The following is a 12,252-nucleotide window of genomic DNA, read 5'->3' as shown; positions in this document are numbered from 1 at the left end:
AGCAAAATGATAGATAGACAGCACCTTAGAATAGTTAAAGCAATTGAGACGCATGGAACCGTAACCCAAGCGGCAAATGCACTTCACTTAACGCAGTCTGCGTTGAGTCATGCTATGAAGAAGCTCGAGCAAAACTATGACGTTGCGCTGTGGGAAAAAGACGGTCGTCGACTGCGTTTAACCCAGGCTGGCCAAAGTGTGCTGGGCCTGGCACAACGGATCCTTCCTCAATTTGAGCATACTGAAGCTCAATTGGCACGATTCTCACAAGGCAAACAAGGCATTTTGCGGATCGGTATGGAGTGTCACCCTTGCTTTGAATGGCTACTTAAGGTCGTAGCGCCGTTTTTAAAAGCGTTTCCTGACGTTGATGTGGATGTAATGCGAGCGTTTTCTTTTGGAGGGCTACAAGCACTTCACGGATATGATATTGATATATTGCTCACCCCAGATCCACTCAAATTAGACACCATTACCTACACGCCGATATTTGATTACGAGCAAGTGCTGGTGATGAATAAGGCGCACCCTCTCACCGAATGTGCATTCATCGCACCGCAGGATTTATCGAGAGAAACTCTGATTACCTATCCTGTAGAACTCAGCCGATTAGATATCTTTACTCAATTTCTCACGCCAGCAAACTGCACCGTTAAGCAACACAAGAAAATAGAAACGACAGAGATTATATTACAAATGGTGGCAGCGGGACGAGGCGTCACAGCCCTTCCAAAGTGGCTAGTTGAAGAGCAATATAATGACGCACTATGTTATCGCTCGCTAGGCGAACACGGTATTTCTAAAACGCTTTACCTGGGACACCGAAAGGCTACTGATGCGCTAGGGTTCGTTGGCGAATTTATCGAAATGTCGCGACGCCACAACCCTGAGTAACGCCGCGCTGTCATCAATTAAATTTTAAATTGGCTAACGATATCTTTTAGCTCACCCGACACATTGCTCAGCTGGGTAGCTTCTACCGCCAACTCTTCTGCATGCTGACTCGTTCGGTCACTCAAGCTAGTTATGGCAACAAGCGACTTGTTAATACCCTGCGCCACTTCGGTTTGCTGCTCAGTAGCCAATGCAATATGCGTACTTTGCTCATGCACTTGCCCAATAGACTGGGTGATATCCTTAAGGGTAACAACCACTTTTTCGGTTTTATCAAGGCCCGACTCTGAGCGCGCTTTCCCCTGCTGCATGACACTGTCAGTTTGTTCCGCCATATGCTGAAGACGCTCAACCATCTTGCGTATATCGGTAGTAGACTCTTGAGTGCGACTTGCAAGTGAGCGCACTTCGTCAGCAACAACAGCAAAACCACGACCTTGCTCGCCTGCCCTTGCAGCCTCGATGGCGGCATTCAGTGCAAGTAGGTTAGTTTGCTCCGCAATGCTATTAATCACATCAATAACAGCACCAATATTGTCAGACTCTTTACTTAAACCACCGACAACCTCAACGCCTTCGTTGATCGCGTCAGCCAGGGCCCGTATTTCTACCACAGCTTCTTGAACTTGCACGCTTCCGCTTTGAACAAGCTCATCGGCTTTGGTTGCAGCTTCACTAGAATGGGCAGCGTTTCTCGATATTTCTACCACTGTTTCAGCCATTTCTGTCACGGCGGTTGAGACATTATCTACTTGATTTCGCTCTTGGTTTATTTCTTTACTGGTTGCTTGACTTACATCTCTCAAATGCACCGCGGCTTCGGCAACCATTCGAGTGTTGGCTGCAGTGTCGCGCAAAAGAGCACGTAACTTATCGGTAAAGGTATTGAATTCGACCGCGAGCGCACCAACTTCATCATTACTGTTTACTTCTAATCGCTTGGTTAAGTCGCCATCACCATTAGCAATCTCTGACATTGCATTGCGCATTTCTCGCAATGGTCGTGTTACCTTCACACTTGCCAGATAGGTAATTAGCACAATAAGCCCAATGATAACGAAGGCTACGACAGCAGCCGTTGTCATGGCAGTATTAATTGGCGTATTAATAACACTAGTAGGTACGAGAATACCTACACTCCAATTCATTTCGGGAGTATCAAGCTTTGCGTGTTCAAACACAGCAAAATAGGCTTCTCCTCTCCATGTAACAGGGACAATACCTGAGATATTTCTGGCAATGCTAGCAGAGAGGTTGTTAAAGCCTTCCGACTCATCAAATACCTTGTCAAAGTCGCTAATAGGCGAACTTAGTGGTAAATCTGACGATTGCTTTGGAAAATACACAACGTTTTGGTTGTCATCGAGTAAGAATGCCGTGCCTTGACCTTCATAGCGAATCGCGTCAATTACGCTACCAATGGTGCTAATTAAAATATCCACACCGCCCACACCTAGCAGCTTTCCATTTTGATAGACCGAGCGTTTGAACTACTGCTGACACGCTACCATCTTGCGAGTCGACCGCAGGAGGCGTGACATAAAGTCCCCCTTTTTCAACCGCTGTGTTAAACCATGGGCGCTTAGTAGCAAAATAACCTGCATTCGGGTTACCCGCATCAGGGCCCGATGTGTCAACACCCACCCTTCCTTCTTCGTAAAAATATTCATAGGTATTCGACGACCCGAAAAATGCTGATTTGATGACAGGATCTGCGCTGCTCACATTATCGAACAATGCATAAATTGTATCGGCATTTTGAAGTTGAGCTTCGGATGCGCCGCGCTGAGTATGCTTAGCAAAGAAGTCTTGAAAAAAGGACTGCTTAAAAAAGATCTCGCTACGCCGCCATATGTTGCAAAAAAGCCTTCTACTTCGCTGGCTTCTCTCGCCACTAGGGCAGTCACTTCTTTCTCTACACGTTCTCGTGTGCTATCGGCCACTGTATTAACGAGGAATAAAGCGGTAACAAGCAGCATAAGCGCAATGCTGCCACCGACGATTAGCATAAACTTTTTTTGTAGTGATATGGATTTCATTCGTACTTCTCATTGTTATTAGTGGCATTGCACGGGGTTGCTGTGGAAGCTTAAGCGTAACCGCGCATGCTTTTATTGTTTTGATGTTGCGCAGTGTTGTGACGGGACAGAACACACAATGTGTTTGATTTAAAGAGATAAAAAGACGACAACACTACATATCCTACTTTGGTATAGTTTGTCGCGTTTTACAAGTGTGAAATGAATGACTTGCTACTTTTGCCATATCAGCATGTGATTATTGGCTGGCATGTCGATGATCTTAGCAAGTGACAAGTCGGTCGCCCACGCTTTAAGCTCCTCAATATCCCTATATCCACCGTAGCCGCGTTCAATAAGTGAATTATGAAAATCTTCATTGCTCGTGGACGTAAATTTTCCACCGTGTGTAAATGGACCATACTGGCAAAATACACCGTTTACTGGGAGGTGCTCTGAGACCATTTGCATAAGTTGCTCAGCCTCTTCTTTTTGCATGATATGCGCGGTGTTAGCCGAAAAAACGCCATCAATTTTTGCGTTCTGATCTAAAACCGGAAAATCATCTTCGCCTACCTTAAATACCTGAGGACGTCGGATGTTCGTCAGGGATGAATCATCAATATATGCATTGATACCTTGATGGTATTGCACTTGGTCACTGGTATGCCAAATAAGGTGCGGTAAGTGCTCAGCAAAAAAGACAGCGTGTTGCCCCGTGCCACTGCCAATCTCTAGTACATTTTCAGCGTTTGCAAACGCCCATTCTAACTGCGCTAGAATAGGACGTTTGTTATTTTCACACGCTTGGCTAAACGGCTTTTCAAACATTTAACTAATCACTAAGGTTAGGGCCTAGCCATTTTTCAGCTTCTTCAAGTGTCCACCCTTTACGGACGGCGTAGTCTTCCACTTGGTCGGCCTGTATTTTAGCTACGGCGAAATATTTTGCATCGGGGTGCGAAAAATACCAACCAGACACAGACGCGCCGGGCCACATTGCATAGCTTTCTGTTAGCTTCATTCCCGTATGCTGCTGTGCAGAAAGTAAGTCCCAAATAAGCTGTTTTTCTGTGTGTTCGGGACAAGCTGCATAACCAGGTGCGGGTCGTATACCCTGATACTTTTCACGAATAAGTTCTTCGTTGCTTAACGCTTCGTCTTTCGCGTATCCCCAGTAATGTTTACGTACTTGTTCGTGTAAGTACTCCGCAAAGGCTTCTGCCAGCCTATCTGCAACAGCTTTAACCATAATGCCATTATAGTCATCGCCTGCGGTAATATAGCTATCAGCCAGTTCGTCCTCACCAATACCGTAGGTTACCGCAAATGCACCGACATAGTCTTCGATACCACTGTCTTTTTCTGCCACGTAATCAGCTAAACAATAGTTCGCAAATTTGTCCTTCAAGGTTTGCTGACGAAGATGGTGGGCAACACCTTTCACTTGGCTACGGGTTTCGTCGGTGTAAATTTCAATATCATCATTAATTCGGTTGGCAGGGAACAGACCAATGACACCTTTAGCCTCAAGAGACCCCGCTTCGATAATACTATCAAGCATGGCATTAGCATCGGCAAATAATGACTTAGCTTGTTCGCCGACCACTTCATCTTCAAGAATGCGCGGGTATTTACCCGCCAACGACCATGTAAGGAAAAATGGTGTCCAGTCGATATACTGTCGAAGCACTGACAAGTCCGCGGTGACCGGGGTTACACCTAGCGCATTGGGTTTTACAGGTGGCGTTGAAAAATCAGGCTTGAAAGCGTTGTCACGGGCCTGCGCCAAAGTGACAGGTTTGCTTCTTGGCTTTTTACGCGCATGTTGTTCGCGAACGGTGTCATACTCTTTAGCCAACTCGACAGCGTAAATGTCTCTAGACGCTTTATTAAGTAAACGCTGACATACACCAACAGCCCTACTAGCATTAGGAACATAAACAACAGGCGCGTGATAATTCTGTTCAATCTTAACGGCGGTATGTGCTTTAGAAGTGGTCGCGCCTCCAATTAGCAAGGGCATTTCAAACCCTTGACGTTCCATTTCTTTCGCCACATGTACCATCTCATCCAAAGAGGGAGTAATAAGGCCTGAAAGCCCTATCATGTCGACATTTTCTTCCTTCGCGACTTGCAAAATTGTCGCAGCGGGCACCATAACGCCTAAATCAATGACTTCAAAGTTGTTGCACTGCAGGACCACGCCAACAATGTTCTTTCCAATGTCGTGCACGTCACCTTTTACCGTGGCGAGCAATATCTTGCCGTTACTTTTCGCATCATCAGACTTTTCAGCTTCAATGAATGGCTGAAGATGTGCTACCGCTTTTTTCATCACCCGCGCAGACTTGACCACCTGGGGTAAGAACATTTTTCCTTCGCCAAACAAATCGCCAACCACATTCATACCGTCCATGAGTGGACCTTCAATAACATGTAGTGGACGCTGCGCTTTTTGACGGGCTTCTTCGGTATCTTCGATGATGTAATCGGTAATGCCTTTTACCAGCGCATGCTCTAGTCGCTTGTTGACGTTTTGCTCTCGCCAGCTTAAATCTTCTTTCGCTGCAGCCTTACCGTCACCTTGATAGTTAGGTGCAATATCTAACAAGCGCTCCGTGGCGTCGCTACGTCTGTTGAGGATGACATCTTCAACTGCATCGCGAAGCTCTGGTGGTATTTCATCGTATACTTCAAGCTGACCTACATTAACGATAGCCATGTCCATGCCCGCACGAATAGCATGGAATAAGAAAACAGAGTGCATTGCCTCACGGACCGGGTTATTACCGCGAAACGAGAAAGAGATATTCGACAGGCCGCCTGAGATGTGTGAATACGGGCAGGTTTGTCTGATTACGCGGGTAGCTTCGATAAAATCTACCGCGTAGTTATCGTGTTCTTCAATACCTGTAGCTACCGCAAAAATATTGGGGTCGAAGATGATATCTTCCGGTGGAAACCCAATTTCTTCAGTAAGCAATTTATAGCTTCGCTGACAAATTTCGATTTTGCGTGCCTGCGTGTCTGCTTGGCCCGTTTCATCAAATGCCATAACAACAGTCGCCGCGCCGAAACGCTTGATTTGCTTAGCTTGACTTAGGAACTGCTCTTCGCCTTCTTTAAGCGAGATAGAGTTAACAATAGCTTTCCCCTGCACACACTTTAGACCCGCTTCAATCACTTCCCACTTAGAAGAGTCGATCATGATCGGTACGCGGCTAATGTCAGGCTCAGAGGCGATAAGATTCAAGAAAGTGATCATGGCCTGCTTAGAATCAAGCATTGCCTCATCCATGTTGATATCGATGATTTGAGCACCGTTCTCAACTTGCTGTCTAGCAACATCAAGTGCAGCTTCGTAGTCGCCTTCCAAAATAAGACGCTTAAACCGAGCCGAGCCTGTAACGTTGGTACGCTCGCCGATATTAATAAAGGTAGAAAATTCTGCGCTCACAAGGCCTCCTAGTGTACAAACGGCTCTAGGCCTGACAGACGCATTTTGGGTTCAAAATTGGGTATAGCTCTAGGCTCTAGCCCGCCAACGGCATTTGCAATGTCACGTATGTGCTCAGGCGTACTGCCACAGCATCCTCCGACAATATTAACTAAGCCTGACTCGGCCCATTCTTTTAAATGCTCTGCCATTTCAGGTCCTTCCATATCGTATTCACCAAACTCGTTGGGTAAACCGGCATTCGGGTGAGCAGATATCAGACATTCACTAATAGCAGCGACTTCATCGACGTATTGGCGCAATAAGTCTGGTCCAAGTGCACAGTTGAGGCCGAAAGAAAATGGATTGATATGGCGCATTGAATAATAAAACGCTTCCGCTGTTTGACCAGATAGCGTTCTTCCTGATGCATCGGTAATGGTTCCGGAAACCATTACAGGCAGAGACTTGCCTAACTTATCAAATACGGTTTCTACTGCATACGCTGCGGCTTTCGCATTAAGTGTGTCAAAAATGGTTTCAAGCATAATGAGGTCTGCGCCGCCTTCAATCAGTGCTTCTGTAGACTCGCTGTATGCTTCAACCAATTCGTCAAACGTCACATTGCGTTTACCTGGGTCGTTTACATCTGGTGATATGGATGCTGTTCTGTTCGTTGGACCAAGCACACCTGCAACGAAACGCGGCTTGTCTGGTGTCTTTGCAGAAAACTCATCTGCCGCTTTTCGCGCCAGGCGTGCTGCAGCAAGGTTAATATCTCTCGAATGTGCCTGCATATCATAGTCAGCCATAGCAATCGTTGTGGCATTAAATGTGTTGGTTTCTATGATGTCAGCACCCGCTTCAAAATAATCGCAATGTATTTGATAAATGATATCCGGCTGAGTGATAACAAGAAGATCATTATTACCTTTCACGTCACAGTGCCAATCAGCGAATTGTTCACCGCGATAATCGGCTTCTTCAAGCTTATGTCGCTGGATCATGGTTCCCATTGCACCATCTAGTATAAGAATACGTTTTTTAGCGGCTTCGCCGAGCGTTACTCGAGCGCTAGAAACTGTGTTTTGGCTCACGTGCTACCTCTTTGGCTGTGATTTTTCAGCAAGCTGATTTAGATCATAAGGCGTGGTCTGATAAACGTAGTAGTTTAGCCAGTTAGTAAACAACAAACTACCATGAGATCGCCATTGGACTATAGGCGACTTTGAAGGGTCGTCGTCTGTAAAGTAATTTTTTGGCACAGCAGGTGTTTGCCCTGCCCCAATGTCTCTTAGATACTCGTCCTTTAGTGTCTCAGGATCATATTCTGGATGCCCTGTTACAAATACCATCCGCTTATCTTCAGATGCCACAATATATGCACCAACATCGTCTGATTCTGCGACTACGCTTAGTCCATCAACACTATTGTAAAGCGATGTATCAATATGGCCGAAACGTGAGTGAGGCGCAAAAAACGTTGGGTCAAAGCCTCGCAACAATTCATTGTGAGGATCGTTGACCTTGTGTTGATATACGCCTGAGAACTTTTCTTCACGCAATTGACGAGTAATGCCATAGAAATGATACATAGCGGCGTGCGCAGCCCAGCACAAATAGAGCGTAGAGTTTACGTGGCGCTGCGCCCACTCTAATATTGTCGTCATAGTGTCCCAATATTTGACGTCTTTATAGTCCAGTAATGCAAGGGGAGCACCAGTTACGATTAATCCATCGTATTTCTTGTTCGCGACATTGGAAAAGTCGTGATAAAACGCATCCATGTGAGATTGTGGCGTATTTTTAGGTGCTTGATTGTCTATACGGATTAGATCTACATTAATTTGCAGTGGCGTATTTGAAAGCAATCGTAGTAACTGAACTTCAGTCTCGATCTTGTTTGGCATTAAATTGAGAATGCCCACTTCAAGAGGACGAATGTCCTGATTTGCCGCCCTATCCATATCCATTGTGAAGATATTCTCACCAAGCAGCACATTTTGCGCTTAAGCAATTGTTCAGGGATACGTATTGGCATAACAGGCTCCAGTCAAAAAACACTATGACTGTATTGTGACTATTACGAAAGCAATGTCAACATCTTTACGTCTAGACGTCTAAACGCCTTTTATGTTTTATTGTCATCACTCAGGGTTTTGTCTGTGTACCATCATCAGCATTTCAGCTTCAGCTCTGGGGATATCGCATGCCTCAATAATCTCATCAATGCTTGCACCTTGCTTAACCAACTCCGCTGCTCGCTGGTAGAGTCTCAGTGATGGGTCTTGCATTTTCTGTTCGCGGAGCTGATTTTCCAGCTCAGTTTGTTTTTCTTCCAGTGATTGAAGGTGGCGTGTGATGACTAAACTTCGGGCCTGAGACTCGGATTGTTGATTGTTTGCGTTGTTTGCTAACGCTTCAAGGCGAGAGAGTTCGTGTTCGTGTGATTGACGGGTATCTTCTAGCGTTGTGCTCAGCCGATTAACTTTAACGACCAAAAATACGATCGCACCTATCAGCATGAGGGCTACAACAAGTAACAGTGATTCGAAAACGGTAGGCGCTACTAGCTGCCAATCCATGTGCACAAAACCCTTGAAGGAACGCAAAAGGCACTACCTCATGGGAAGTGCCTTTCTAATTGATTAGATATTGCTTAACTCATCCCACTCTTCATCGCTGAGGAGTTTATTCAAATCGACTAGGATAAGTAGTTCACCATCGCGATTACTCACGCCCTGGATGAACTTAGCACTTTCCTCGGTACCAACATTAGGTGCACTATCGATTTCAGAAGATTTAAGATAAACCACTTCTGCCACGCTATCGACAAGGATACCAACGACTTGCTCGTCAGATTCGATAATAACGATTCGAGTGTTATCCGTTATTTCTGTTGGTGGTAGGCCGAAGCGTGCACGGGTATCGATAACCGTAACAACATTACCACGAAGGTTAATAATACCTAGCACGTAGTCAGGTGCACCGGGTACGGGGGCTATCTCGGTATAACGCAGCACTTCTTGAACTTGCATTACGTTGATACCGTAAGTTTCTTCACCTAAGCGATACGTAACCCATTGAAGGACTTCGTCGTTGCTGTCAGTGGCATTATTGTTTGTACTTTTGTCGCTCATGAACCTGGCTCCCAATACTATGGCGTCTGGTCGTTACTGCCTAAGCCTTTGTTAAGCATAGATATTAATTCTTCAACGTCAATTAACGCGCACATTTTTTCTTTCACCATCCCCGCTAACCAGGGACGTTTTCCTGTGGACTCGCGCCATTTAACGTCATCACTTGTTAAATTAACTGTATTAACAAGCTTTTCGCTTGCTAATCCCCACGCACTCTCACCTAACATAATAAGATATCGGTAGTTGAGCGATTGTGCGAGGTTTTCGTCATATTTTTCTGGCATTACCCATTTTGCCGAGTCGACAACATTCAGTTTAGACTCTCTGTATAACATTACACCAATAAACCAATCTGGTTTACCAAACAACGGGCCTACCTTCTCAATTTGATGAATACCACCAAGTGTAGTCAAAGGCACGGCTAAAGTTAAACCTGCGACTTCAAAGAATAGCGCTTGAAAATGCGAACCAAGACTATCCTTTAGTGGTGTTCTTAATGCAGCAACATTTGCTACTGGCGCCTCTTTTTCTTCAGACGTTGTTTCAGTAGCAGGCGCAGAAGGCTCGTTTTGTTCAACCTCCTTCTCTGGCTGCGCAAGAAAAGTGGTAACGTCTTGAACAATTTTTTCTTGCTCATCGCCGCTTTCTTCAGCCTGAAAAGGAGCGTTTAGTGCTTCTTCCGCCATTTTTTGCGACGCTTGCTCAAGCAATTTCGCCGTGCGCGCAGTTACATCTTCTGGAGTTTCAGGCTCTTTTAACAGGCTATCTAAATATGCCTCCATGACTTCTTCACGGGCAAAAGGCGATTGCTTGTTCATTCTTTGTTACTTCTCCAGCACTTTCAATAGTTTGGCGTAGGCCGATACACCACGCGTTTTTGGGTAGGCTGCTGAAATAGGCAACTGAACCAAGCTCGCATCACGAAAATGCGTATCAACAGGGATCACGCCATGCCAAACCCTTTCACCATAATCACTCATTAAACGCTTTCTTGACGCCAGTGCCGCATTGGTTCTTTTATCAAACATCGTCGGTATTATAATCGTATCAAACGTTTTATCTAATGAACGGCCCATAATCTCCATGGTACGAATCATTCTATCGAGCCCCTTCAAAGCGAGGTACTCAGTCTGCGTTGGCACAATAACTTTATTGCAAGCCGCTAACGCGTTGACCATCAATACGCCAAGCACTGGTGGGCAGTCGATAATGGCCACATCAAATTCATTTTCAATTTTTGCCAGCGCTTTTTTTAACACCAGCCCCATTCCTTGCTCACTGCCCATTGTTCTATCAAGCGTGGCTAAGGCCATCGTGGCTGGCAGCACATACAAATTGTCAATTTTTGTCGGACTTAAACAGTCCATTACGTTATCGGCAGTAATATTATTAGATTTAATAAAAATGTCGTAAACAGAATGACTTGACGCTTCAGCATCGATACCGAAGTAGTAACTTAGCGACGCATGCGGGTCAGTATCAATCATCAATACACGCTTCCCTTTCTGAGCGAGTAATCCGCCAAGGCTGACTGTAGTGGTGGTTTTGCCCACTCCGCCTTTTTGATTTGCTACTGTCCACACTTTCATGATGATTATTCCATTACACGTCTAAGCGCTAGCGTACTTCGGATTGTATGCAGCTACTCATATCGTCAATGCTAATACTCTTTGTTGATATATTCTCAACGGCTACCGCCTGTGGCATACCATACACCACACATGAATCTTGATCTTGAGCCCAAATTGTTGCCCCCAACCCTTTCAGGGTTCTACAGCCTTCTCGACCGTCGGCCCCCATACCTGTAAGGATAACGCCAAGAACATCTCCGCCAAAAGAACGCGCGATAGAGCTAAATGTTAAGTCAACACTAGGTTTATAACTTACTTTATCTGCCGCGCTGGCCTCGACAATCGTAATTGCCTTATTGGCGCCTACCGACTCGATAATCATTTGCTTACCGCCAGGAGCCAAGTATGCATGGCCGGGCTTGAGCACATCACCAGACTCTGCTTCTTTGACACTTATTTTGCAGTTAGCATCTAGACGCTGCGCAAATGCTGAGGTAAACGTGCCAGGCATATGCTGCACAAGCAAAATCGGGCAAGGAAAATCAGCAGGCAATGGCGATAATACTTTCTGCAGCGCGACCTATCCGCCAGTAGAAGCTCCAATTGCTAGGCACTTATAGTGCTTGCCGCTCGGCCTAACCGATGAAACGGTAGGTTGCTTTGCCGCATCTTTTCGACCAGAGAGTAAGCCTGAGCTTCTAAAGAAAGCTGGCTTAGGCGCATTGTCAGGCAACCGTCTTGGCTCTACAGAACGCACTAGAGGACGCTTTAAACCAACGCCACGGCGTGCAATCAAGCGAACTTTAGTACACAGCAGCCGGGTCGCATCCTTTCTATCCTGCGCTATGTCTTCAAATTTTTTGGGAAGGAAGTCTATCGCTCCCGCCTCGAGCGCATCTAGCGTAGCTTGCGCGCCGTGGTGGGTAAGCGACGAAAACATCAAAATCGGGGTCGGTCGCTTCTCCATAATCGCTTTTACCGCCGAAATGCCATCCATTACAGGCATTTCCACATCCATAGTGATTACATCAGGAGTGAGTGTTTCCAACTTCTCGAGCGCATCTCGCCCATTTCTCGCTTCACCTACTACTTCTAACTCTTTATCGGCGTCGAGTATTTCTTTCACTCGACGACGATAAAACGTAGAGTCGTCCACGACCAGGACTTTAAAGACCATGGATTGCTATTCC

11 protein-coding genes and 2 pseudogenes are annotated in these 12,252 nt (G+C 45.8%); 1 reads left to right on the top strand and 12 read right to left on the bottom strand.

What is annotated here, in order from left to right; genetic code table 11:
- Window positions 1-6: 6 nt before the first annotated feature.
- Entirely contained in the window at window positions 7-894 is an 888-nt protein-coding gene (locus V6N89_RS05555; RefSeq protein WP_338516701.1) for a LysR family transcriptional regulator, read from the top strand.
- A gap of 17 nt (window positions 895-911) precedes the next feature.
- Here the strand turns inward: V6N89_RS05555 and V6N89_RS05550 are convergent, their stop codons facing one another.
- The 12 genes and pseudogenes from V6N89_RS05550 to V6N89_RS05495 form a co-directional block, all read right to left on the bottom strand.
- Window positions 912-2,336: a methyl-accepting chemotaxis protein gene (locus V6N89_RS05550; RefSeq protein WP_346993516.1), complete on the bottom strand. Its 1,425-nt coding sequence runs from the start codon at window positions 2,334-2,336 to the stop codon at window positions 912-914.
- Complete coding sequence (locus V6N89_RS05545; RefSeq protein ID WP_346993515.1) at window positions 2,320-2,619, bottom strand: hypothetical protein; 300 nt, start codon at window positions 2,617-2,619, stop codon at window positions 2,320-2,322. The genes V6N89_RS05550 and V6N89_RS05545 overlap by 17 nt, the downstream gene beginning before the upstream one ends.
- Window positions 2,616-2,933, bottom strand: a complete 318-nt coding sequence (locus tag V6N89_RS05540; RefSeq protein ID WP_346993514.1) for a hypothetical protein — start codon at window positions 2,931-2,933, stop codon at window positions 2,616-2,618. Before V6N89_RS05540 ends, V6N89_RS05545 begins: the two co-directional genes overlap by 4 nt.
- A gap of 213 nt (window positions 2,934-3,146) precedes the next feature.
- Window positions 3,147-3,743, bottom strand: coding sequence for a DUF938 domain-containing protein (locus tag V6N89_RS05535; protein ID WP_346993513.1), 597 nt, complete (start codon window positions 3,741-3,743; stop codon window positions 3,147-3,149).
- Between the two features lie 4 nt (window positions 3,744-3,747).
- Complete coding sequence (gene metH, locus V6N89_RS05530) at window positions 3,748-6,372, bottom strand: methionine synthase (RefSeq protein WP_346993512.1); 2,625 nt, start codon at window positions 6,370-6,372, stop codon at window positions 3,748-3,750.
- 8 nt (window positions 6,373-6,380) lie between these two features.
- Entirely contained in the window at window positions 6,381-7,448 is a 1,068-nt protein-coding gene (locus V6N89_RS05525; RefSeq protein ID WP_346993511.1) for a homocysteine S-methyltransferase family protein, read from the bottom strand.
- Window positions 7,449-7,451: 3 nt separating this feature from the next.
- A pseudogene (gene metA, locus V6N89_RS05520) lies at window positions 7,452-8,392 on the bottom strand (homoserine O-succinyltransferase MetA).
- Window positions 8,393-8,498: 106 nt separating this feature from the next.
- On the bottom strand, window positions 8,499-8,936 hold the full coding sequence (locus tag V6N89_RS05515) for a DUF2802 domain-containing protein (RefSeq protein WP_338516694.1): 438 nt from the start codon (window positions 8,934-8,936) through the stop codon (window positions 8,499-8,501).
- A gap of 63 nt (window positions 8,937-8,999) precedes the next feature.
- The gene (locus V6N89_RS05510; RefSeq protein WP_131092554.1) at window positions 9,000-9,491 is read right to left on the bottom strand and encodes a chemotaxis protein CheW; all 492 of its coding nucleotides are present in this window, start codon (window positions 9,489-9,491) and stop codon (window positions 9,000-9,002) included.
- Between the two features lie 17 nt (window positions 9,492-9,508).
- Window positions 9,509-10,309, bottom strand: a complete 801-nt coding sequence (locus V6N89_RS05505; protein WP_338516692.1) for a chemotaxis protein CheW — start codon at window positions 10,307-10,309, stop codon at window positions 9,509-9,511.
- 6 nt (window positions 10,310-10,315) lie between these two features.
- Window positions 10,316-11,080 carry a ParA family protein gene (locus tag V6N89_RS05500; protein ID WP_338516691.1) on the bottom strand — a complete coding sequence of 255 codons (765 nt, stop codon included), beginning with the start codon at window positions 11,078-11,080 and terminating at the stop codon, window positions 10,316-10,318.
- Between the two features lie 28 nt (window positions 11,081-11,108).
- Window positions 11,109-12,239: pseudogene (locus V6N89_RS05495) on the bottom strand (protein-glutamate methylesterase/protein-glutamine glutaminase).
- Window positions 12,240-12,252 lie beyond the last annotated feature (13 nt).

The organism is Alteromonas gracilis, assembly GCF_036870955.2.
GTDB classification, from domain to species: domain Bacteria; phylum Pseudomonadota; class Gammaproteobacteria; order Enterobacterales; family Alteromonadaceae; genus Alteromonas; species Alteromonas gracilis_A.
Note: the sequence above shows the minus strand (reverse complement) of the source record. Positions and strands in the feature narration are given on the sequence as shown.

Bases quoted from the DNA above. Each gene is read 5' to 3' on its own strand.
- V6N89_RS05555 (WP_338516701.1), top strand. From the start codon at position 7: ATGATAGATAGACAGCACCTTAGAATAGTTAAAGCAATTGAGACGCAT.
- V6N89_RS05540 (WP_346993514.1), bottom strand. From the start codon at position 2,933: ATGAAATCCATATCACTACAAAAAAAGTTTATGCTAATCGTCGGTGGC.
- V6N89_RS05535 (WP_346993513.1), bottom strand. From the start codon at position 3,743: ATGTTTGAAAAGCCGTTTAGCCAAGCGTGTGAAAATAACAAACGTCCT.
- V6N89_RS05515 (WP_338516694.1), bottom strand. From the start codon at position 8,936: ATGGATTGGCAGCTAGTAGCGCCTACCGTTTTCGAATCACTGTTACTT.
- V6N89_RS05510 (WP_131092554.1), bottom strand. From the start codon at position 9,491: ATGAGCGACAAAAGTACAAACAATAATGCCACTGACAGCAACGACGAA.
- V6N89_RS05505 (WP_338516692.1), bottom strand. From the start codon at position 10,309: ATGAACAAGCAATCGCCTTTTGCCCGTGAAGAAGTCATGGAGGCATAT.
- V6N89_RS05500 (WP_338516691.1), bottom strand. From the start codon at position 11,080: ATGAAAGTGTGGACAGTAGCAAATCAAAAAGGCGGAGTGGGCAAAACC.